Consider the following 20,517-nt stretch of genomic DNA (forward strand, 5'->3'; position numbering starts at 1 on the left):
CGCATCCTCGACCAGCGCATCAAGCTGATCTTCCCGCCGAGTTCGGGCCGGCTTCCCGACCTCGAGCACCCGGATGGCGACTGGTGGGCGGCGTTCCTCGCCGTTCCCGAGGAGGAGCGCGGCTCGATGCGCACCTACTCGATTCGGGAGCTGCGCGTTGAGGAGGGCGGCACCGCTGTCGTCATAGACTTCGTGTTGCACCTCGAGCCCGGGTTCACCGGTCCCGCGTCGGCATGGGCGAGTCAGACATCCGTCGGCGATGAGCTGCTGATCATCGGACCGCGCCGGGGCCGCCCGAACGGCGGCGGCATCGAGTACGCGCCCGGGGAAGCGCGCGAGATCCTGCTCGCGGGCGATGAGACCGCAGCGCCGGCGATTGCCCGCATCCTCGAAGACATCGACCGCGACGCTGTCGGCCTCGCTGTGATCGAGGTGCCCCACGCCGAGGACGCGCTCGCGATCGACGCGCCCGAGGGTGTCGAGGTGCGCTGGGTCGCGCGGCAGGGCGCGGCAAATGGCTCGCAGCTCATCCCGACCGTGCTCGGTCATCTGGGCGCGACGGCGACTGTGACGGTGACGGATGACGGCACCGAGGAACTCCTCTGGGAGACCCCCGTCTTCTCGGGCTCGGGTGAGGACCTGGATGACGCCGTCGAAGCGATCGATCGCTACTTCTGGATCGCGGGGGAGAGCTCGGTCGTCACGACCCTGCGCCGGCACCTCGTGAAGGATCTCGGCATCCATCGCTCGCAGGTCGCGTTCATGGGCTACTGGCGCCGCGGCGTCGCCATGCGCGGCTGAGTCGGGAGTCTATATACTCCTCTATACAAACACGGAGGAGGGGTTCATGGCCGTCACGTCAATCGATATCGACCCGGACGAGCTGCGTCAGGCGAAGGAGCTCGCCGGCACGACCTCCAATCGCGAAACAGTCGACCTCGCGCTGCGCACTCTTATCGCCGTTCGTCGTCAGCCTGCCGCTGTCGAGCGAATCATTGCCCGCACTTTCGAACCCGACCAAATCGATGCTCCGACGATCCCGCCGGCGGCGTCGACTGCTGGCCAGTGACGACGTACCTCGTCGACAACAGCATCTGGCAGAAGGCCTCAAAGAGTGAGGTGATCGCGGCCAGGCTCCGGGAGCTCTCGCCCGCGCACCTGCTCATTACCTGCCCGCCTCAGGTTCTCGAGTACTGCCATTCGGCACGGACTCCGCAGGAGCACCAGGAACTCCGCGCGGACATGGCGCAACTCTTGCCCGCGTGGGAGCATCCCGACGAGCGTCAGGCGCTCGACATTCAGCAGGCGCTCTGGGATTCGGGGTTCGTGCGCGCGGCTGCGGCGTTGGATTGCCTCATCGCGGCCTACGCGGTGGTCAACGACGCAGTCATCCTGAACTCCGACCGCGTTTTCGGTCACATAGAGGTCGCGACCCGGGGTGCGGTCAGGCAGGAGTACGTGGAGGCCTAAACCGCTGCCGTCCAACACCGGTGGGGTCAGATCCGGTCCTGATCAGGCGGGGAGTGCGGCTTCGATCGCCTCGATGACCTCGGGGGCGTCGGGCAGGGTGCGGGGGCTGAAGCGCCACACGCGTCCGTCGGGGCCGATGACGAACTTCTCGAAGTTCCACGAGATCTTGCCGGCCTTCCCGTCGGCCCCCGGCACTGTCGTGAGCTGCTGGTAGATCGGGTGCGCGTTCTTGCCGTTGAGCTTGACCTTCTCTGTCATCGGGAACGTCACTCCCCACGTCGCGGAGCAGTACTCGGCGATCTTCTCTTCCGAGCCGAGCTCCTGCAGGAACTGGTTGCTGGGGAAGCCGATGACCGTGAAGCCGCGCTCGCCGTAGGTGCGTTGCAGTTGCTCGAGCTGCTCGTACTGCGGCGCCAGCCCGCAGCGCGAGGCGACGTTGACGACGAGCGCTGCCTTGCCGTCGGTGAGTGCGCCGAACGTGGTCTGCTCGCCGCGAAGGGTGGTGACGGGGATGTCGGAGAGATCCATGGGAGTTCCTTTCGGGGGAGAGGGTCAGGCAGAGCGAAGCGAGGGGCGGTCGGCACCGGCCATGTTGTCGCGCAGATCGTGCAGGGTGCCGATCAGGCTGCGCGCGGCATCCGGATCGAGGTTCATCGCATCGGCGACGCAGCCGAGCACCTGGTGAACTGAGGCCCGCAGCTCCGCGGATGCCTCGGTCGCGGCCACCGCGACAGCGCGCCGGTCGCCTGCCGGGCGTGAGCGCTCGATGAGCCCTGAAGCTTCGAGGCGGTTCAGGATGCCCGTGATCGTGCTCGCGTCGAGGTGAAGTTCAGCCGCGATGCGGCTCGGGCTGGTTGATCCCTCACGCCACAGTATGCCGAGCACGAGCAGCTGCTGATATGTGACGCCCCACGGCGCGAGCAGATCGCGGTAGAGCTGCACCGTTGCCTGCGCCGCGGAGTACACCGCAAAGCACACGGCATCTTCGACGGTCGCGGCGGTTTCGGTCACGGATGAAGCTTTGCATGCAAGTTATTAGGATGCAAGGTCACCACGTTCGGAACAGGAGGCTTTCCAGTTCTCCGTTCTTCCGGGTCCCTGCCTCTGCGTTCGCCTCGGCCGCGCGTCGGCGTTCGATCAGCCAGTCAGCGGCTCCGCCGATGGACGGACTGCGGCGTGAGATAGGCGTTCAGACCCTCGATGCCGTACTCGACCCCGAGTCCGGAGTCATGGCGTCCGCCGAACGGTGCGTAGTGGTTGGACGCGAAGAAGTTCACACCGATCGAGCCGGTGTCCACCCGTCGCGCGACCTGGAACGCCGCATCCTCATCCGATCCGAACACGATGCCGCCGAGCCCGAAATTCGTGCTGTTCGAGATCGCCACCGCGTCGTCGACATCCCGTGCCGGAATGATCGTGATGACGGGGCCGAAGATCTCCTCGCGCGCAATGCGCATGTCCGGGCTGACATCCGCGAACACCGTCGGGGCGACGAAGCTGCCGCCCTCGATCGGCGGCGCGATGTCACCGCCCACGGTGACCCGCGCGTCCTCGGCAATGCCTGAGCGCACGTAGCCCATGACCTTGTCCCGCTGCGCGGCGGTGGCAACCGGACCGAACACCGTCGCGGGGTCGAGGGGGTCGCCGACGCGGGCGGCACCCACGGTCGCCGTCACCATGTCGACCAGCGCGTCGTAGCGCTCCGGGGTCGCGATGAGCCGTGTCGAGATGTAGCAGGTCTGCCCGGTGTTGCGCACGCAGCTGCGCACGAGCACGCTCGACATCGCGTCCAGGTCGGCATCGGGCAGGATGATCGCCGCCGACTTGCCGCCCAGCTCGAGAGTGACCGGTCGCAGCAGCTCGCCGCACGCGGCGGCGATCCGGCGACCGACGGGCGTCGAACCGGTGAACGCCACCTTGTCGACATCCGGGTGCCGCACGAGAATCTCGCCGGTGGCACCTCCACCGGTTACGAGATTGATGACACCGGGCGGGATGCCCGCCTCGTCGGCCGCATCGAGGAGGAAGCGGATCGACAGGGGAGTGGGAGAGGCGGGTTTGATCACGACGGTGCATCCCGCCAGAAGGGCGGGTGCAAGCTTGATCACGACGAGGTTGATCGGGAAGTTCCACGGGGCGATGAGTGCGCACACCCCGATCGGGTCGCGGGCGACCACCGTTTCGTTCACCCCACCGGGGAACGGACGGATGTCGGGCTCCTCGAGGTAGCTCGACAAGCTCGCGAACACCCGCAGGATCGCGGCGGCATTGGATGCCGCCCCTCCGGTCTCGGCGATCGGGGAGCCGTTCTCGAGCGTGTTCGTGATGGCGAGCACCTCGGCGCGGCGCTCGACGGCATCGGCCATGCGCCGCATCGCGTCGGCACGCTCGGTGGGCGTACGGGCCGCCCACGAGGGGAAGGCCGCGCGGGCGGCAGCCACCGCGGCATCGACATCGGACGCGGTGCCTTCGGGGACCGAGCCCCAGGTCTCACCCGTCGCCGGATCGACGACGGTCTCGTGCGCTGATCCGGTCGATCGCACCGACGCGCCGCCGATCCGCAGGTCGGCCACGTGCGTGTACGGCAGCGTGGCGGCTGCCGCGCGGTGCGTTGCGCGCAGCTGATCGATCATCGACCCTTCGAGCACGCTCATGCCAACTGCTCCGTCTTGAGCAGGACCTCCGACCGCGCGAGCTCGGTCTCTGCCATCTGCACGGCGGCATCGGTGAGCAGCTCGGGGATGATCTCCGACCGCAGGCGCCGGGTGTATTCGGCCGGCGTGAGGCCGAACCAGCCCGATGCCAGCGCGATCCCTGCCGGGGTGAACCGCCACAGGCGATCAGCGTCCCGGACGAGAGAGTCCTCGAGCGAGTGCGACTCCGGGCGGGTGTCGTGCCCGTCGATGATGTCGACGACGCGCTGTATGAAGTCGGCGTCGTAGCCGAGCGGGGGCAGGACGGTGCGGGCGATGTCGCATCCGTGCCGCTCGTGCTCGTATCGCACGTCGGCCCGGCGCCAGTCCCCCGAGAAGCCCTCGCTGATGATGCGGTCCTCGTCGACGCGCGCCCAGCCGGTGTCGTGGAGCAGGATTGCGACGCGCACGACCAGCGCGTCGGCCTCGGGATACGCGTCGCACAGCCGCTCGGCGAACGCGAACGAGATCGGCAGGTGGATGTCGTTCGCGCGTGCCCGCGACTCGGTGACGATGGAGCGCCAGACCGGATCGAGGTCATCTCGGTCGACGTCAGCGGCGATGGGACTGAGGTCGACGGGAGCTGCGATGGGAAGTGTCATGAGGATGCTCTCTCTCACGCGGCCGTGGTCGCGGGCAGAACGGCGGACTTCTTCAGGGGGATGGCGGTATCGGCGGCTGTCTCGGCGGGGATCGTCCCGCCCTTGTTCAGGGTGTTGCGCACCGCCATGAAGTCCACGGGTTGATTGATGCAGTCAGCCGCGATGAGACGACCCTCGCGGTAGTACAGGACACTGAAGCGCTCGCTCACGGGTTCACCTCGAACGACGACGGCGTCGTAGCCGGTGGACAGACCTGCGATCTGGAGCTTCAGGTCGGCCTGGTCCGACCAGAACCAGGGCACACCCTGGTAGGTGCCGGGCTCGCCCATCAGGGTGGCCGCGGCGATCTTGCCCTGCTCGAACGCGTTGTTGACGCTCTCCAGTCGGATCCTTCCCCCCACACCCAGCGGATAGGGGTTCGGCATCAGGGCACAGTCGCCCGCCGCGACGGTCCGGCCGTCGGAGGCGCGGCAGGCCTCGTCGACGACGATCCCGGCCTCGACGTCGAGGCCGAGCTGCTCGGCGAGTTCGACACGGGGGATCACGCCGACGCCGATCACGATGAGATCGGCGGGGACGATCGTGCCGTCCGCGAGCTCGACGCCTGTGACAGAGCCCTTCTCGTGCGCGACGGCAGCGTCATCTCCCACGATCCGGGCGATGCGGGCATCCAGGACGACCCGGGTTCCGCGACGACGGTGGGCATCGAGGTAGAACGCGCTGGTCTCCTCGGCGACGACGCGCCCGACCAGGCGGGGCGCGGCTTCGAGGACGGTCACCGTGCGGCCGAGGCCCCGCGCGACGGCGGCGACCTCGAGCCCGATGAACCCGCCGCCGATGACGACGACGTTCTGGCACGACTCATCGCGCAGAGCCGGTCCCAGCGCGATCGCGTCGTCCGCATCCCGCAGGTAGTGGACACCTCGGTAGTCCGCGCCGTCGATGGGAAGCTTGCGCGCTGCGGCGCCGGTCGCCAGGGCGAGACGGGTGAAGGAGATCGCACGGCCGCCCTCGGTGGTCGCTGTTCCGGTGCCGTCGGGTCGGCGTCTCACGGTGACGACCCGGTCGCCGGTGATCAGGTCGATCTCGCGGTCGGCGAACCAGTCGCGGTTGCGCAGGATGACGTCGTCGGGCTCGAGCTCGCCCTTGAGCCACCCCTTCGACAGCGGCGGCCGCTGGTACGGGCGGTGGGCCTCCTCCCCGATCAGGATGATCGGGTCGGCGTCGCCGCGCTCGCGCATCACGGATGCGATCTGGACGCCGGCCTGGCAGGCGCCGACGATGAGTGTGGTCTCCATGGCGGGGTCTTCTCAGAGCTGTTCGGAGGGAGTGGTGACGTGGTACTCGCAGCCGTCTTCGAGCGTGATCTGGCACGACAGACGCGAGTGGTCTTGACGATCCACGGCGGTGCCGTCGAGCATCTCGTCCTCGAGATCACCCGGGCCGCCGACCATCTCAAAGGTGTCATCGGCGACGAAGACGTGGCACGTCGCGCACGACAGGCTCCCGCCGCACTCTCCGACGATTCCCGGAACGCCGTTTCGCACCGCCGTCTCCATGATCGAGTCGCCGGGTCGGCCTTCGATCGTCGTGACGGTGCCGTTGTCGGCGGTGTAGATCACGGTGCTCATGGTGTGCTCCCTGTCGGGTCGGATGTTCAGAGGAATTGGCGACCGCCGTCGACGACCATCGTCTGACCGGTCACGAAGGCAGCCTCGGGGCTGGCGAGGAACTCCACGGCCCCGACGATGTCGTCGGGGTGGATGGGGCGCTTGATCGAGCCGCGGTCGACGCCGTAGGACTCCGCGTCGGAGATGAGCGAGTGGCTCGCGTCGGTGAGGGTGAAGCCGGGGGCGACGGCGTTCACCGTGATCCCGCGCACGCCGAGCTCTTTCGCCATCACCCGGGTCAGACCGATGACGCCGGCCTTGCTCGCGACGTAGTGGGCCCATTGGGCCGATCCGCTCATCACGGTCGCCGAGGCGATGTTGACGATGCGGGCGCCCTCCCGCAGCAGCGGGGAGCAGGCACGGACGACCTGCCACGGACCTTTGAGGTTGACCGCCATGACGCGGTCCCACTCGGCTTCGTCGATCTCTTCGAACGGCGATCGGGTGAGGGTCGCGTAGATGGCGGCGTTGTTGACGATGACGTCGATGCCGCCGTCGCCCGCCGCTGCCGCGGCTGCGGCGAGTTCCCGGGCGGAGTTGGCGTCGGTCACGTCCACACGGACACCGATCGCCTTCCCGCCGGCCTCGACGATGGCGGACGCCGCGCGCTGGGCTCCCGCCTCGTCGATGTCGGCGATCACCGCGAGGTCGCCGCGTCGCGCGAACGCCTCGGCGAAGGCTCGTCCGAGTCCCCCGGCGGCGCCCGTGACGATCACGGTACGGGGCGACCTCGCGGTGCTGTCCATCTCTGTCCTCAGTCCAGGATCGTGACGGTGCCGCTGGTCCCGTCGACGCGCAGCATCTGCCCGGTGACGATGTCGACCGATGCGGTGCCGGTGCCGGTGACGGCGGGCATCCCGTACTCGCGGCACACGATCGCGGCGTGGCTCATCATGCCGCCGATGTCGGTGACGGTTGCGCGGATCTTGCCGAAGATCGGCCCCCAGCTGGGCGCGGTGACCGGAGCGACGAGGATCTCGCCCTCCTGCACCTCGGAGAGCTGATCGGCCGTCGAGATGACGCGCGCAGGCCCTTCTGCCGTGCCGGGCGAGGCGGGCATGCCCTTGAGGGTTCCCTCGGGGACATCGCCCTTGCCGAGCCAGTTCTGGATCTGGTCGTCGGTGATCCCCCACAGCATCAGGGTGAAGGGCTCGGTGATGACCTCGGGCGGGGTGTTCAGCGCGGGCTGCGGGCGCGCGGTCGAGAGGGCGTCCACTATCCCGCGGCGGCGCTGGATCTCGTCCGGCCAGTAGTCGGGCCCGATCGCGGGAGCGCCCACCATCCAGGCGTTGACGTAGTCGAACAGCGCTTCGCGAACCTCGTCGCGCCGCAGGTAGAACATGTCGTTCGCCTCGGGCCAGAACCCCTGCTCGTGCAGCATCTTCGACAGCTGCCGCGCCTTGCGCCAGAACACCCCCATCGTCCAGTGCTCGATGTAGAAGTTGTGGTTCTCGACATACGGGTAGACCGTGCGGGCAAGCCCCAGCTTGCCGCGGAAGGTCTCGAGCACCTCGCCCGAGAGCATCTCCGCGTACTCCTCGGTGATGCGATCGCGCTCGGCGACCAGATCGGCTACGTGCCGGTCGATGTCATGGCCGTTCTGGAGGCGCTCGATGTAGCCGGCGATGAAGCCGAGCGGAATCGAGGGGACATCCCGCCAGTACTCGTCGTGGGCATAGAAGCCGTTGCCGGTCGTGAAGTTGAACCACGGATCCTGCGCGCTCTGCCAGGCATCCATCCACGCGCCGCCCGACGGGTGCGCCGCGATCGCGGCGAGGGTGGTCGCCGCATCGGACGTGTCGTCGAACAGGCCGGTCAGGCCGTCGCGGACCGCGATCTTGGCGAGGTTCTTCAGCTCGTCGTCGGGGCGGAACAGCTCCATGTCGACGCCCTGCACCATCGTGGCGATCGCCTGGTCGGGAATGCGCGGGAACACCTCCTTGCAGAACATGAAGAGGTCCAGGTACGCGACGTACCCGAGGTTGAGGAACTCGAAGTGGTACTGCCACGCCCGGTAGGCCAGCGCGATGATCCGGTCGTAGTCGGCGAGCAGCTCGGTGGAGGGTCCGGTGCCCTTGCCGGCGAGGACGTCTTCGCGGGCGATGGCGTCGGGGAGGGCGGTGAACTCGACCGATTCGAGCTCGGCGATCGTGGCATGGAGCTTGCCGTGCCAGTTCTCGAGCAGCGACTCCCAGTTCTGGAAGTAGTGGCCGGCGCGCTCCATGAACTGCGGGACGCGGGCCTCGATGTCGGCGGGGTCCACCACCACCGGCGACATGAAGACGTAGCCGTTGTGGATGCGGTACTCGATGCCGTTCGCGGTGGGGATCAGCAGCTGGCGCGAGTTGTACTGGCCGAGGCATCCCACGGCGAACTCGAACCCGATCGTCTCGAAGGGCTTGGTGACAGTCGGCCAGTGCTGGCTGTCGCAGAACCAGAACTTGCCCTCTTCGAGCTCGCGTCGGTTCTCCTGGAAGACGAGGTTGTAGGCGTAGAGGTCCTTCCAGCCCTCCGCCCCGGCGGGAGCCGGCTGCTCGTAGGGACTGGGGAAGGAGTTGCGCACAGGCGCGATGACAGCGGTCGCCTCTGACATGTCGGTTCCTTTCAGGATGGGGTGGTGCGGTCAGCGCCCGATCTGGGCCATGAGGGAAGCAGTGATGCTCGAAATGCCGAAGCCCTGTGTGGTGGGGGCCTTCGAATCCGCCTTGCCCGCCCACACCGTCTCGGGGCGGGACTGCAGCAAGAGGAGGTTTTCGCCGTCGGGAAGCCCGCGGTCGATCGCCCACTCGATGTCCTGGGGCGAGCCGAAGTGCTTCTCTGCGCGCTTGGCCATCGCTGCGACGGCCTTCACTTCGGCGTCGGTCAGACAGCGGACGGCGCGCCGCTCGGGCTCGACCTCGCGCTCGACGATGCCGCGCGCGTCGGGGTCGGGCACGAGTTCGATGTGCTTGTCGCCGAGGTGCTCCTCCGCGACGGAGAGCATCACCTTGTCGACGTGAAGGTTGTCGGGGGTCACCTGGCCCGAGACGACGAGTTCGCCGAGTCCCCACGCGGCGTCGATGACGATCGTCGAGCGGTCGCCGTTGGACGGGTCGATCGTCATCGCGACGCCGGCCGTCTTGGCATCCACCATCTTCTGGACGGCCACGGCCATCGACAGGCCCTCGTTCGGGATGCCGTTCTTCAGTCGGTAGATGATCGCCCGCGAGGTGTAGAGCGAGGCCCAGCAGCGACGCACGTGGTGGGCGACGTCGTCGCGACCGCGCAGCCAGAGGTAGGTGTCCTGCTGGCCGGCGAAGCTCGCGTCGGGAAGGTCCTCCGCGGTGGCCGAGGACCGCACCGCGACGGGAGTCTCCTCGGCGAAGCGGGCCTGCAGCGCCGCATAGGCGACGGTGAACTCGTCGTGGATCTCCTGCGGAACGGGCTTTCCCTCGATCTCCTCGCGGATGCGGGCCGAGACCTCGTCGACGTGCGCGACGTCATCCGGGTCGAGCGCCGAGAGCCAGGCGTGGATGTCGTCTGCGATTCCGGACAGCTCGATGAACGCCGTGTAGGCGGCCGTGGTCACCGCGAAGCCGGGCGGGACGGGCATCCCGGCGTTGGTGAGCGCCACGAGAGAGGCGCACTTGCCGCCGAGCTCCTCGAGGGGCGCGGGCCCGGACTCATCGAAGAAGCGGATGAAGAGGCTGCGAGACATGGTGGTCAGTCCTCCCAGGTGACGGGGACGGAGGTGGGGACGCGGAACGAGAGGTTCTCGCGGAAGCCGATCTGGGCATCGTCGGCCAGTCGGAGGCTCGGGACGCGGGCGATCGTCTCTTCGAGCACGATGCGGTCCTGGAGCTTGGCGAGCATGTTGCCCAGGCAGTAGTGAATGCCGTACCCGAACGACATGTGGTTGCGCGCGTCGACGCGGTCGATGTCGAACTCCTCCGGGTGGGCGAACACGTTCTCGTCGCGGTTCGCGGACCCCATGACCAGCAGGATGCCGGCGCCTTCGGGGATCGCGACGCCGCCGATCTCGGTATCCTTCAGTGCCTTGCGCCGCCACGCGACGATCGATCCGCTGTAGCGCAGCACTTCGTCGATGGCCGACGGGATGCGCGACGGGTCGGCGACGATCGCCTCCCACGACTCGCGGTGGCCCAGGAGCACGCGGATAGAGTTGGCGATGAGCGTCGTCGTCGTTTCGTGGCCGGCGAACAGCAGGCTGTAGCAGAGCGATGCGATCTCGTGGTCGGTGATCTCGGCCCCGCCGTCCTGGGCGCCGACGAGGTCCGCGATGAGGTTGTCGCCGCCGGCCCGGTGGGCCTCGACGACGAGGCGCTGACACTCCTGCCAGTAGTCGACGAGGTTGTGGGCGTGGGGGATCTGCTGCTCGTCGTCGAGGTCGCCCCAGGTCATCGCCGCTCGGGAGTCCGACCACTTCTTGTAGGTGGGGACCATCGCCGGGTCTACGCCCAGGAGCGTCAGGATCGTGATGGTAGGAATGTCGAAGGCGATGTCACTGAGGAAGTCGCCAGTGCCGTCGGGGGACGCGAGCATGCGATCCAGCGCCGCGCGAGTGTTCTCACGGATCGCCGGTTCGAGCGCCTTGTAGCGACGTGGGGTGAACGCGCGTTGCGCGATGGCGCGGATGCGGGTGTGCTCCGGGGGAGTGCGGGCGGAGAGGCCGGAGTAGGCGGTGAAGCCGCCCTCCTGCATGATCCGAGTCGCCTCGGGGCCGCGTTCGCGGACGGGCTGCTGGGCGTTCTCGCTCGAGAAGGTTTCCCAGTCCTCGAACACCGCGCGGACGTCGGCCCACCGGGTGACAACCCAGTAGCCGATGCGCTCGTCATACATCACCGGCTCGTCGCGCCGCAGCTCGGCGTACGCGGCGAAGGGATCGGTCATGTCGAACGGGCTGTAGCCGTGGTGACCGTGATCGACCGGGCATCCGGCCGCAACAGCCTCGGCGGCGGGTGCGGATGGTGTCGCCATGACGACTCCCCTTCGTGTCTGCGCCGCATCGGTGCGGCATGTCTTCATTGAACGTCGTCGTCCTCGGAGCCCCGCATGTCCTTCCACTGAGTGGAAGCGACCTGCTTGCCGGCCGGCATCATGCTGCGCAGGGGGAAGGCACCGACACTGTTTTCGATGCGCCGGGCGATTCCCCGCAGCGCCGGCAGGTGACGCTCGAGCACGCCGGCCTTCTCCGCGGTCGTCACTACCCCGAGCGAGGCGCCGATCACTCCGTCGCCGCGCTGGAAGATCGGCACCGCGATCGAGGCCGACCCCATGCGCACCTCGTCGACGGTGAGCGCGTACCCGCGCGCCCGGATCAGCTCCAGCTCGAGCCGCAGTCCCGCAGGGTCGACGTGCGTATTCGGAGTCCGGCTCTCCAGCGGCTGGGCGAGCACCGCCTCGCGCAGCCAGGTCTCCTCGTAGGCAAGCAGCACCTTGCCGACCGCTGTGGCATGCAGGGGAAGGCGCCCACCGACCCGCGAGGCCTGCGGGACGCGGCGCGTGCCGTACACGCGGTCGATGTAGAGCACTTCGGTGTTCTCGCGGATCGCGATGTGCACGGTCTCCTGCGTGAGGCTGTAGAGGTCTTGCAGCAGGGGGCGCGCGATCTCGCGCACCTGTCGGCCCGCGTGCTGCCCGAGCTCCCACAGGCGTAGGCCGATTTGATAGCGTCCGTTGACGTCGCGCTGGAGCGCACCCCACTCCTCCAACTCGGCGAGAAGGCGGTGTGTGGTGCTCAGTGCGAGCCCGGTCTCCGTGGCGAGGTCTGTCAGGCTGCGGGGTGCGAGACTATCCTCGAATACCGCCAGAATCGACAGCACCCGACCCGTGACCGACTGCCCCGGCTGCGATGTGCGACCGGCCATGCGCACCTCCTCGTAGTCGCCGGCAGCGCGGCGATGCGCTTCCGGTGAGTGGAAGCGTACCTGCCGCTTCAGTGCGGCAGCTGGGAGTGTGCTCTCATGGGCTCATCGACGAGCACGCGGCTTGATCGCGATATCCGTGCACACATCCCTCCCTCGTCCGCCATCGGGGCGATCGTGTCGCTGCGGTCGGAGGACGACGCCGTGTGGAATCTGGCGGCGCCGCACCTTGCAGTGCGAAACAACGACAGCCACACGCTCTACGCGTACGGGATCGCGCGAGCGCTGCTGCGGGCGATCCCGGAGGCAGATCCTGAGGTTGTTCTCCCGGCGATCCTCCTGCATGACACCGGCTGGTCGCGAGTGCCCGACGACCAGATCCTCGAGGCGATCGCCCCGGGCGGGGGCCGCCCAGACCTTGTTCTGCATCACGAGAGGGAGGGTGCGCGCATCGCACGGGAGGTGCTGACTGTGCTCGCTCGACCAGAACGGATCATCGACCGCGTCGTCGAGATCATCGACGGACATGACTCCCGCCGCGAGGCGCTGTCGATCGAGGACGCCATCGTGAAGGATGCCGACAAGACCTGGCGGGTTACCCCGCACGGCATCAGGATCGTGTGCGGCTGGTTCGAGCTGACGCCCGACGAGTCGCTCCGCATCACGGCGGCGCGCGTGCAGGACGCGCTCTTCACGCCCGAGGCGAAGGCGATGGCCGGCGCGCTCATCTCTATCGCATCGATCGATCAGGCTCCCCAGCGTCAGGGCCGATGAGAGGTGGAGTATTCGCGCACACCGGTGTGGTGCCCGGGCTGCGGTTTATCGCGCCAAACGTGCCTGGGGCGCAACGGCTCCCTTACGCCAGTAACGTCCCGTCATGACCCGACGCTCAGTATGACCAGGCGGGAATGCGCTCGCACACCCCTCAAACGTGCATCGCCCTGCGGCGGTGGTTGGTTTCCGTGGCCGCGATCGTCGCGCTCGCGGGGGCGCTCGTCATCGTCGTGTATTTCTTCCAGCCTTGGCGCAGTTGTGACTACGAGGACACCTGAGCGGGTTGCGCGATGCTTGCCGGCGACGCGACCGTACTGGGCATCGCGGCGTTCACGACCCTCGTCGCCGTGTTCATCCTCGTCTTCGCGCTCATGGCCAAAGGAGAGGTCGCTGGGCTGAGAGGGTCATGAGATGGAACGGGATGCTCATCGATGGGTTGAGGTGACGGTCGGCTCTGCCGTGATCGCGGTGCATCTTGACGACCCCGTAGCCACGATCGACGCAAACGGGCGGGACCCTCAGGTCGTGTCCTGGTCGGATCTGTCAGTGGGGCACCGAAGTGTGACCAGCACCGTGCTCGCTGCCCCGTGGGGGATGTGGGTCGTGTATCGGCCGATGGAGTCAGAGGATCTCAGCTTCCCGGAGGGAGAGGCCGCTGCAGTGCACGTCTCCGTCGACGGGAGCGTGACGCGCTTCACGATGCTCGAGGACGCCCAGCCCATTGGTGCAACGTCGCACGGCCTCTGGATGACCTCGGGAGAGTTCCCAGACCCGGATGATCCGACCGCGTGGCACCAACAGCGGCAGTTGTCGGTTCTCGCGACGGATGGAACCACACACCGGGTGCTGGCGGACCGCAAGGCGGCATTCGTCTTCGAAGAGCGGGCATCCGCTCATCTCGTGGTCTACGACGGGCCACCCGATGCCGACCGTGACGGGGGGAGTGCGACGTACAAGTACCGCTACGTTGTGTGGCCTGTGCCCGAGACCCTACCGTCACGCCTACGCGCCGCAGACGTGCACGCCGAAGCACTCGACGAGGACGCACTGATGCAAGCGCTGACAGCCAAGGCGCCCGTCGCTGCCGAGCCATCGTCGTCTCGGCCCGAACTGAGTTGGGACCTTGTCCCAATCGACCCCGCCGATCAGACCGCCGCGATCGAATCCGTGAAGCGAGAGTTCGACAGCCTCGATTACTACTGGAGTGCGTCGGACGGAAGAACATCAGCGCTCGCGGACGGGCTCGCCAACCCGCGCGTCGAGGCCATCGACGAATGGCCACGGACACGGGTCGAAGTGAAGTTCACGCATCCCACCTACCCCGAAGGCCGCATGCGCCGAACGCTACGCGTGTTCGATGACGCTGGTCGTGCCGTACGTGCGTTGTATGCCGCGATCCACCTCATGGAGGATCTCGACACGCGACACTTGCCCGATCCGGAGAGGGCGCGCGACGGCATCCTCGACTTCTGACACCGGCCCACTCGACGACCACTGGTGGACGATTCAGGCCAGAGGTGCCTGATCGCCGTTGCTAGGCATCCACGATCGCGTAGCGGTGCATCGTCACGCCACCGGTGTAGGTCGCCTGCTCGAGCGGTTCCAGCCGCACCGGCGAGGTCACCCCATCGAAGAGCGGTCGTCCCGAACCGAGGATCACCGGATGCGTGAAGAGCAGCACCTCGTCGAGCAGTCGGGCCGCGAGCAGCTGCGTCGCGACATCCGCCCCGCCCACACCGATGTCGCCGCTCGAGCTCGCCCGAAGCTCGCCGAGGCGTTCCATGGCGTCATCCCCGCCGAACACCGTCGTGTTGCGAGGCGCCTCGGGCCAGAAGCTCTCCATCGTCTCGAAGACCTTGCGGCCCTGCGCCATCATCGTGAGCGCCTCGGCGCGCGCGTTGAACTCCTCGTGCAGCTCGTCGCCGATGCTCATCCAGTCGCCGCCGCCCTGCTCGTCGTGCGCCTGCTCGATGAACAGGTCGAGCGAGACGTTCATCCGATACACGAAGCGTGCGGCCATCAGTCCTCCTCGTCGACTCGGTGCGCACAGTCCACCACGCCGAGCGGTGTCGGTGCGAGGGGGTAGTTTTCGAGGATGGTCGCCCACAACGACAAGCCCGTCCTTCATGTCGACACCGTCGAAGACTGGGAGCAGTGGCTGGATGCCGATCCGAGCCCCGACGGCGTGCGGCTGCGCCTGCGCAAGACATCCACGCGCAAGCCGGGGATCACCTACGCCGAGGCGCTCGACGTCGCGCTCTGCTTCGGGTGGATCGACGGACAGAAGCAGTCACTGGATGCCGACTACTTCCTGCAGGCCTTCACGCCGCGCCGGCCCCGCAGCCTCTGGTCGAAGGTAAACATCGCGCACGTCAACCGTCTGATCGAGGAAGGACGGATGCGGCCCGCCGGCCAGCTCGAGATCGACCGCGCGAAGGCCGATGGTCGGTGGGATGCCGCCTACCGCCAGAGCGATGGCGACATCCCTGCCGAGCTGCAGGCGGCGCTGGATGCCGACCCGAAGATCGCCGCCGCGTTCGCAGCCCAATCCGCGCAGAACCGCTTCGCGATGACGTTCCGCGTCGGCAACCTCAAGCGACCCGAATCCCGTGCAGCCCGCGTCGCCGAGTACGTCCGGATGCTCGAACAGGGGGAGACGCTCCACTGAGTCGGGAATTCTGGACTCACACCGGGATTTCCGTCACGAAGCTGCGTTTTTCGTATTACGATGCGGCCATGAGTAGCGGCGAGACCATCAACGGCACACCCGTCACCGAGGAGCAGATCGCAGCTTGGGCGGCGGAGGCCGACGCGGGTTACGACGTGGACGCGCTCAAGCGCCGGGGTCGCGGACGTCCCGGTCGCGGATCGGAACCCGCGCAGGTGGTTGCTCTCCGGCTAACTGCCGATGAGCTCGCCGCGCTCGACGCTCGCGCCGCCCGCGAGAACAAGTCGCGATCGGAACTGATCCGCGAAGCGATCGCCGCATACGCCGCGTGAAGATCCACGACGCTGCGCTCAGGCACGGGATCGCGCCCGAAGATATTCGACAGGCCGCTTCCTGGTCGCTGTGGATCGAGGACCTCGACGACGACTCTCCTGCTCGCCAACTAAGGCTGGGATTCGACACGCAGGGGAGGCTGCTCGAGACCGTCGTCCTCGTCTTCGACAGCGGTAATGAGCTCGTCATCCATGCGATGAAGGCTCGACCCCAGATGCTTGACCTGCTGCCTTGACCTCAGTGCTCTCCGTCGTGGGCGTTGTTGAAGGCATCCCGGATCGGGAAGGTGTCGTAGACGATGTGCAGGCGCTCGATCAGGCCGTGCTCGTCGAGTTCTGCGACGTCGACCACGGTGAAGGGTGCGGGTTCGCCGGTCGAGAGTGTCCAGTCGAAGTCGAACCAGAAGCTCACGACCGTGCGGACCTCGGTCGATCCGATCATCGTGGCGCGCAGCGTCAGCCGCGAGCTAGCCGTGTCGGCGAACAGGGCCGGGTAGAACTCAGCCGCGGGCATCGTGCCATACAGGGGAGACTCGACGATCCCGTCGGGCGCGAAGAGCGCGATCACCCGCTTGGCATCGCCGATCTCGAGGCTCGCCAGGTACTCGTGGACCAATCGGTCGACATCCATCCGCGTCCCTCCTTCGGCGTGGCCATGGCTCGACACTAGCGATCCGCGAGGCCGCCGCGTCCAACCGCCTCCACGGGGACCATGGTCCCTATATGTGGTCTGACCACAGTGCCACGATGGTGTCAGGACGAAGGCGTGGACACCGGGTCCACACCAGGTAGGAGGATCCGATGTCCACCGCAATCGATGCACTCGTGGCACGAGCACAAGATGCTCTGGCCGAGTACGCGTCGTTCACGCAGGAGCAGATCGACCACATCGTGCGCAAGGCATCGGTCGCCGCTCTCCACCACCACGGCGAACTCGCCGTCCTGGCCGTCGAAGAGACCGGCCGTGGACTGTTCGAAGACAAGGCCGTGAAGAACATGTTCGCGTGCGAGCACGTCACGCACTCGATCATCAAGCAGCGCACGGTCGGCGTCATCAGCCACGACGAGATCACCGGCATCACCGAGATTGCCGACCCCGTCGGCGTCGTCGCGGGCATCACCCCGGTGACCAACCCCACCTCCACCGCGATCTTCAAGTCCCTCATCGCGCTGAAGACCCGCAACCCCATCGTCTTCGCCTTCCACCCGTCAGCTCAGAACTGTTCGGTCGCTGCGGCGAAGATCGTTCGGGATGCCGCAGTCGCAGCCGGTGCGCCGAAGAACTGCATCCAGTGGATCGCCGAGCCCTCACTTGAGGCATCCGGTGAACTCATGAACCACCCCGGTGTTGCGCTGATCCTCGCGACCGGTGGCAACGCGATGGTTCGCGCGGCATACTCCTGCGGCAAGCCCGCACTGGGTGTCGGCGCTGGAAACGTGCCTGCCTTCATCGAACGCTCCGCCAAGGTCGGCCGCGCCGTCAACGACGTCGTGCTGTCCAAGGCGTTCGACAACGGCATGGTGTGCGCCTCCGAGCAGGCAGTCATCCTCGACGAGCCGATCGCGACCGAGGCTATGGCCGAGTTCACGCGCCTTCACGCCTACGTCGTGAACGCTGACGAGAAGCGCAAGCTCGAAGAGTTCATCTTCGGCGTCCACGCCAACGCCAAGAACTGCGGCGAGGCCAAGCTCAACGCGAAGGTCGTCGGACAGTCCCCGGTGTGGATCGCCGAACAGGCCGGCTTCACGGTGCCCGAAGACACCTCGGTGCTCCTCGCCGAGTGCGCCGTCGTCGGTCCGCAGGAGCCGCTCACCCGCGAAAAGCTGGCCCCGGTGCTGGCGGTGCTTCGCGCCAAGAACGCCGAAGAAGGCATCTCGCTCTCTGAGCAGATGGTCAACTTCGACGGCCTCGGCCACTCCGGCGCGATCCACAGCAACGACCAGAGCGTCATCGACGAGTTCGCCAAGCGCGTTCGCGCCGTCCGCATCATCGAGAACGCCCCCTCGGCCCTCGGTGGCATCGGCGACATCTACAACGCGTTCATGCCGTCGCTGACCCTCGGTTGCGGTTCTTACGGACGCAACTCCGTCTCCAACAACGTCTCGGCGGTGAACCTCGTGAACGTCAAGCGCGTCGGTCGGCGCAACAACAACCTGCAGTGGTTCAAGGTTCCGGCCAAGACCTACTTCGAGCCGAACGCGATCCGCTACCTCATCGACATGAAGAACGTCGAGCGGGTCACGATCGTGACCGACCCGACGATGACCAACCTCGGTTTCGTCGACAAGGTCATCGATGTGCTGAACCGCCGCCGTAACCGCGTGCACCTGCAGATCATCGACCGCGTCCAGCCCGAGCCGAAGCTCTCGAGCGTCGTGGCGGGAGCTGCCGAGATGCGGGAGTTCAACCCCGACACGATCATCGCGCTCGGTGGCGGTTCCCCGATGGATGCCGCCAAGGTCATGTGGCTGCTCTACGAGAACCCCGACGTGCAGTTCTCTGACATGCGCGAGAAGTTCTTCGACGTCCGTAAGCGCGCGTTCAAGTTCCCCGACCTCGGCAAGAAGGCACAGCTCGTCTGCGTGCCGACCACGTCGGGCACGGGATCTGAGATGACACCGTTCGCGGTCATCACGGATGACGAGACGGGAATGAAGTACCCGCTCGCCGACTACGCGCTGACCCCGTCGGTGGCGATCATCGACCCGGTCCTGACCTCGGCTCTGCCGGCCAAGGTCGTGGCGGATGCCGGATTCGACGCCCTCACGCACGCGACGGAGGCTTACGTCTCGGTGTACGCGAACGACTACACCGACGGCCTGGCCCTGCACGCCATCAAGCTGATCTTCGAGAACATCGAACGTAGCGCGAAGGCTCGCCCCGGCAGCACGGACCCCGCCGACATCCAGGCACGCGAGAAGATGCACAACGCGGCATCCATCGCGGGTATGGCCTTCGGCAACGCGTTCCTCGGGATCGTGCACGCGATGGCTCACGTCACCGGATCGAAGTTCCACCTGATCCACGGACGCACCAACGCGATCTACCTGCCTCACGTCATCCGTTACAACGGACGCATCCCCACGAAGCTGACCAGCTGGCCCAAGTACGAGCGCTACATCGCTCCCGAACGGTTCCAGCAGATCGCACAGCACCTGGGTCTGAAGGCCGCGACCCCCGAAGAGGGTGTCGAGTCCTACGCCCGGGCCGTGGAGAAGCTGCGTGACCTCGTCGGCATCGAGCGTTCCTTCCAGGCGCAGGGTGTCGCAGAGGAGGCCTTCATCGGCCGCCTCGACGAGCTCGCGATGGCTGCCTACGAAGACCAGTGCGCTCCGGCCAACCCCCGGATGCCGATGCTTGCCGACATGAAAACCCTCATGGAGGCGGCGTACTACGGAACCTCGTTCGACGAGGTCCGTGCCCACCGCGGTGAGGTTGCGGTTGCGGGAGAAACCCCGGCAGAGGCCCCCGCAGCCCCGCTCGCCAAGCGCGGCGCGTAGTACGAAATCACTGAAGCCCCGCCGGGTCGCGTTTCCCGGCGGGGCTTCGGCGTGCCCTGATGCCGGGCGGCAGCAACCTCAGCTCGACGGCTCGGGTGCGGCGATTTGGGCGGCACCGCCGCCGATCACCTCGCCCGCGGCATCCATCGCCCGCACCCCGACGTACGCCCCGAGCGTCGCACCCGCGGGGATCGGGATCTCGGTCTCGAACCTCTCCCGCGGCGCGCGTGCGATCTCGACAGCGGATGCCTCATCCGGCCCCGTCACGAGGAGCCACGATGCGACCTCGGTGGCGCCGTTCCACGAGGCGAAGACGCTCGCCGAGCGGCCGTCTTCAACCAGCTGCGCATCCGGGGGAGTGGCGGGGCTCGCCGACCACGGCAGTACGTACGCCCGGTAGCTCGTCCCGGCAGTGAAGGTCGCCTCGTACAGCAGGGTTCCGTCGCGATCGAACTCCGAGTAGAACGGCCGCGAGCCCCACCCAACGACGACGTTCCCTCCGGCAAGCTCCTGCAGGTTGCCCTGTGTCGCCGACAGCCGATCCTGCTCGGGCGTGTACTGCGTCACGAGCGAAGCTGTCATGGCATCCTCGTCGACGGCCAGGCGAAGCCCGCGCGACCAGCCGGCGTCATCCTCGGACTGATTGTCGAACAGGGTGATCGTGCCATCGGCGCGGCGGTGAGCGTCGTGTTGCCACGCGAACTCGGCATCGCCGTCGATCTCGAAGTCGCTGCTGTGCCCACCCAAGCGCCAGTCCACGGACGCGCTCTCGCGATCGAGCCGGTAGACCGTGCTCGTGTTGCGCGCCGAAACCAGGAACCCGTCGTCGCCGTCCAGCGATACGGCATTCAGGTGGATGTAGTCGTACGGCTCTGCGCGGGTGCCGCCGTCCTCGTCGAGAACATGCCTCGACTCCGTCACCGGAACTTCGTCGAGCGAGGCC

Annotated in this window: 23 protein-coding genes; 9 read left to right on the forward strand and 14 right to left on the reverse strand. The window is 67.2% G+C overall.

Features of this window, described 5'->3' with window-relative positions:
• The 3 genes from B3587_RS09135 to B3587_RS09145 form a co-directional block, all read left to right on the forward strand.
• Nucleotides 1–801 (forward strand): siderophore-interacting protein (locus B3587_RS09135; RefSeq protein WP_292728024.1); only part of this gene is annotated, 801 nt, incomplete at its 5' end.
• A gap of 46 nt (nt 802–847) precedes the next feature.
• Nucleotides 848–1,069: a type II toxin-antitoxin system VapB family antitoxin gene (locus B3587_RS09140; RefSeq protein WP_292728026.1), complete on the forward strand. Its 222-nt coding sequence runs from the start codon at nt 848–850 to the stop codon at nt 1,067–1,069.
• Nucleotides 1,066–1,470, forward strand: a complete 405-nt coding sequence (locus B3587_RS09145) for a PIN domain-containing protein (RefSeq protein ID WP_292728028.1) — start codon at nt 1,066–1,068, stop codon at nt 1,468–1,470. Before B3587_RS09140 ends, B3587_RS09145 begins: the two co-directional genes overlap by 4 nt.
• 42 nt (nt 1,471–1,512) lie before the next feature.
• Here B3587_RS09145 and B3587_RS09150 read toward each other — a convergent pair whose 3' ends face one another.
• The 11 genes from B3587_RS09150 to B3587_RS09200 all read right to left on the reverse strand — a co-directional run bounded on the left by B3587_RS09150 (nt 1,513) and on the right by B3587_RS09200 (nt 12,302).
• On the reverse strand, nt 1,513–1,998 hold the full coding sequence (locus B3587_RS09150; protein WP_292728029.1) for a glutathione peroxidase: 486 nt from the start codon (nt 1,996–1,998) through the stop codon (nt 1,513–1,515).
• Nucleotides 1,999–2,022: 24 nt separating this feature from the next.
• On the reverse strand, nt 2,023–2,481 hold the full coding sequence (locus tag B3587_RS09155) for a MarR family winged helix-turn-helix transcriptional regulator (RefSeq protein WP_292728031.1): 459 nt from the start codon (nt 2,479–2,481) through the stop codon (nt 2,023–2,025).
• A 134-nt stretch (nt 2,482–2,615) separates the two neighbouring features.
• Nucleotides 2,616–4,124 carry an aldehyde dehydrogenase family protein gene (locus tag B3587_RS09160; RefSeq protein WP_292728033.1) on the reverse strand — a complete coding sequence of 503 codons (1,509 nt, stop codon included), beginning with the start codon at nt 4,122–4,124 and terminating at the stop codon, nt 2,616–2,618.
• A complete protein-coding gene (locus B3587_RS09165; RefSeq protein ID WP_292728034.1) occupies nt 4,121–4,765 on the reverse strand; it encodes an HD domain-containing protein in 645 nt (214 codons plus the stop codon). Before B3587_RS09165 ends, B3587_RS09160 begins: the two co-directional genes overlap by 4 nt.
• A 14-nt stretch (nt 4,766–4,779) precedes the next feature.
• Nucleotides 4,780–6,063: an NAD(P)/FAD-dependent oxidoreductase gene (locus B3587_RS09170; RefSeq protein ID WP_292728035.1), complete on the reverse strand. Its 1,284-nt coding sequence runs from the start codon at nt 6,061–6,063 to the stop codon at nt 4,780–4,782.
• A 12-nt stretch (nt 6,064–6,075) separates the two neighbouring features.
• Nucleotides 6,076–6,396 carry a 2Fe-2S iron-sulfur cluster-binding protein gene (locus tag B3587_RS09175; RefSeq protein WP_292728037.1) on the reverse strand — a complete coding sequence of 107 codons (321 nt, stop codon included), beginning with the start codon at nt 6,394–6,396 and terminating at the stop codon, nt 6,076–6,078.
• Nucleotides 6,397–6,422: 26 nt separating this feature from the next.
• Nucleotides 6,423–7,181, reverse strand: a complete 759-nt coding sequence (locus B3587_RS09180) for an SDR family NAD(P)-dependent oxidoreductase (protein WP_292728039.1) — start codon at nt 7,179–7,181, stop codon at nt 6,423–6,425.
• Nucleotides 7,182–7,189: 8 nt separating this feature from the next.
• A complete protein-coding gene (locus tag B3587_RS09185) occupies nt 7,190–9,028 on the reverse strand; it encodes a PEP-utilizing enzyme (protein WP_292728041.1) in 1,839 nt (612 codons plus the stop codon).
• A 30-nt stretch (nt 9,029–9,058) separates the two neighbouring features.
• Entirely contained in the window at nt 9,059–10,132 is a 1,074-nt protein-coding gene (locus B3587_RS09190) for a PEP/pyruvate-binding domain-containing protein (RefSeq protein WP_292728043.1), read from the reverse strand.
• Between the two features lie 5 nt (nt 10,133–10,137).
• Nucleotides 10,138–11,412 (reverse strand): cytochrome P450, encoded by a 1,275-nt coding sequence (locus B3587_RS09195; RefSeq protein ID WP_292728045.1) that lies wholly within the window; start codon nt 11,410–11,412, stop codon nt 10,138–10,140.
• Nucleotides 11,413–11,456: 44 nt separating this feature from the next.
• Nucleotides 11,457–12,302 (reverse strand): IclR family transcriptional regulator, encoded by an 846-nt coding sequence (locus B3587_RS09200; protein WP_292728047.1) that lies wholly within the window; start codon nt 12,300–12,302, stop codon nt 11,457–11,459.
• Between the two features lie 96 nt (nt 12,303–12,398).
• Between B3587_RS09200 and B3587_RS09205 the strand changes: the two genes are divergently transcribed.
• Both B3587_RS09205 and B3587_RS09210 read left to right on the forward strand, forming a co-directional pair.
• The gene (locus B3587_RS09205) at nt 12,399–13,073 is read left to right on the forward strand and encodes an HD domain-containing protein (RefSeq protein ID WP_292728049.1); all 675 of its coding nucleotides are present in this window, start codon (nt 12,399–12,401) and stop codon (nt 13,071–13,073) included.
• A 411-nt stretch (nt 13,074–13,484) separates the two neighbouring features.
• Entirely contained in the window at nt 13,485–14,546 is a 1,062-nt protein-coding gene (locus B3587_RS09210) for a hypothetical protein (RefSeq protein ID WP_292728051.1), read from the forward strand.
• Between the two features lie 61 nt (nt 14,547–14,607).
• Here the strand turns inward: B3587_RS09210 and B3587_RS09215 are convergent, their stop codons facing one another.
• The gene (locus B3587_RS09215; RefSeq protein ID WP_292728053.1) at nt 14,608–15,093 is read right to left on the reverse strand and encodes a dihydrofolate reductase family protein; all 486 of its coding nucleotides are present in this window, start codon (nt 15,091–15,093) and stop codon (nt 14,608–14,610) included.
• Nucleotides 15,094–15,168: 75 nt separating this feature from the next.
• Here B3587_RS09215 and B3587_RS09220 point away from each other — a divergent pair, with 75 nt between their 5' ends.
• The 3 genes from B3587_RS09220 (at nt 15,169) to B3587_RS09230 (ending at nt 16,309) form a co-directional block, all read left to right on the forward strand.
• A complete protein-coding gene (locus tag B3587_RS09220) occupies nt 15,169–15,741 on the forward strand; it encodes a YdeI/OmpD-associated family protein (protein ID WP_228178551.1) in 573 nt (190 codons plus the stop codon).
• Between the two features lie 68 nt (nt 15,742–15,809).
• Nucleotides 15,810–16,073, forward strand: a complete 264-nt coding sequence (locus B3587_RS09225) for a ribbon-helix-helix protein, CopG family (RefSeq protein WP_228178552.1) — start codon at nt 15,810–15,812, stop codon at nt 16,071–16,073.
• Entirely contained in the window at nt 16,070–16,309 is a 240-nt protein-coding gene (locus B3587_RS09230) for a toxin (RefSeq protein WP_228178553.1), read from the forward strand. Before B3587_RS09225 ends, B3587_RS09230 begins: the two co-directional genes overlap by 4 nt.
• Nucleotides 16,310–16,311: 2 nt before the next feature.
• Here B3587_RS09230 and B3587_RS09235 read toward each other — a convergent pair whose 3' ends face one another.
• Complete coding sequence (locus tag B3587_RS09235; protein ID WP_228178554.1) at nt 16,312–16,704, reverse strand: nuclear transport factor 2 family protein; 393 nt, start codon at nt 16,702–16,704, stop codon at nt 16,312–16,314.
• A gap of 170 nt (nt 16,705–16,874) precedes the next feature.
• On the opposite strand from B3587_RS09235, the gene adhE reads away from it, so the two are divergent.
• Nucleotides 16,875–19,574, forward strand: coding sequence for a bifunctional acetaldehyde-CoA/alcohol dehydrogenase (gene adhE, locus B3587_RS09240; protein ID WP_292728056.1), 2,700 nt, complete (start codon nt 16,875–16,877; stop codon nt 19,572–19,574).
• A gap of 78 nt (nt 19,575–19,652) precedes the next feature.
• Here adhE and B3587_RS09245 read toward each other — a convergent pair.
• The coding region (locus tag B3587_RS09245; protein ID WP_292728058.1) for an arylsulfotransferase family protein at nt 19,653–20,517 on the reverse strand (865 nt) is incomplete at its 5' end.

It is taken from the genome of Microbacterium sp. UBA837 (genome assembly GCF_002296025.1).
Lineage (GTDB): Bacteria > Actinomycetota > Actinomycetes > Actinomycetales > Microbacteriaceae > Microbacterium.

What these genes read in the sequence shown, in the direction of transcription:
- B3587_RS09140 (WP_292728026.1), top strand. Translation starts at nt 848, where the DNA reads ATGGCCGTCACGTCAATCGATATCGACCCGGACGAGCTGCGTCAGGCG.
- B3587_RS09150 (WP_292728029.1), bottom strand. Translation starts at nt 1,998, where the DNA reads ATGGATCTCTCCGACATCCCCGTCACCACCCTTCGCGGCGAGCAGACC.
- B3587_RS09160 (WP_292728033.1), bottom strand. Translation starts at nt 4,124, where the DNA reads ATGAGCGTGCTCGAAGGGTCGATGATCGATCAGCTGCGCGCAACGCAC.
- B3587_RS09165 (WP_292728034.1), bottom strand. Translation starts at nt 4,765, where the DNA reads ATGACACTTCCCATCGCAGCTCCCGTCGACCTCAGTCCCATCGCCGCT.
- B3587_RS09170 (WP_292728035.1), bottom strand. Translation starts at nt 6,063, where the DNA reads ATGGAGACCACACTCATCGTCGGCGCCTGCCAGGCCGGCGTCCAGATC.
- B3587_RS09175 (WP_292728037.1), bottom strand. Translation starts at nt 6,396, where the DNA reads ATGAGCACCGTGATCTACACCGCCGACAACGGCACCGTCACGACGATC.
- B3587_RS09180 (WP_292728039.1), bottom strand. Translation starts at nt 7,181, where the DNA reads ATGGACAGCACCGCGAGGTCGCCCCGTACCGTGATCGTCACGGGCGCC.
- B3587_RS09185 (WP_292728041.1), bottom strand. Translation starts at nt 9,028, where the DNA reads ATGTCAGAGGCGACCGCTGTCATCGCGCCTGTGCGCAACTCCTTCCCC.
- B3587_RS09190 (WP_292728043.1), bottom strand. Translation starts at nt 10,132, where the DNA reads ATGTCTCGCAGCCTCTTCATCCGCTTCTTCGATGAGTCCGGGCCCGCG.
- B3587_RS09195 (WP_292728045.1), bottom strand. Translation starts at nt 11,412, where the DNA reads ATGGCGACACCATCCGCACCCGCCGCCGAGGCTGTTGCGGCCGGATGC.
- B3587_RS09200 (WP_292728047.1), bottom strand. Translation starts at nt 12,302, where the DNA reads ATGGCCGGTCGCACATCGCAGCCGGGGCAGTCGGTCACGGGTCGGGTG.
- B3587_RS09205 (WP_292728049.1), top strand. Translation starts at nt 12,399, where the DNA reads ATGGGCTCATCGACGAGCACGCGGCTTGATCGCGATATCCGTGCACAC.
- B3587_RS09210 (WP_292728051.1), top strand. Translation starts at nt 13,485, where the DNA reads ATGGAACGGGATGCTCATCGATGGGTTGAGGTGACGGTCGGCTCTGCC.
- B3587_RS09215 (WP_292728053.1), bottom strand. Translation starts at nt 15,093, where the DNA reads ATGGCCGCACGCTTCGTGTATCGGATGAACGTCTCGCTCGACCTGTTC.
- B3587_RS09220 (WP_228178551.1), top strand. Translation starts at nt 15,169, where the DNA reads ATGGTCGCCCACAACGACAAGCCCGTCCTTCATGTCGACACCGTCGAA.
- B3587_RS09225 (WP_228178552.1), top strand. Translation starts at nt 15,810, where the DNA reads ATGAGTAGCGGCGAGACCATCAACGGCACACCCGTCACCGAGGAGCAG.
- B3587_RS09235 (WP_228178554.1), bottom strand. Translation starts at nt 16,704, where the DNA reads ATGGATGTCGACCGATTGGTCCACGAGTACCTGGCGAGCCTCGAGATC.
- adhE (WP_292728056.1), top strand. Translation starts at nt 16,875, where the DNA reads ATGTCCACCGCAATCGATGCACTCGTGGCACGAGCACAAGATGCTCTG.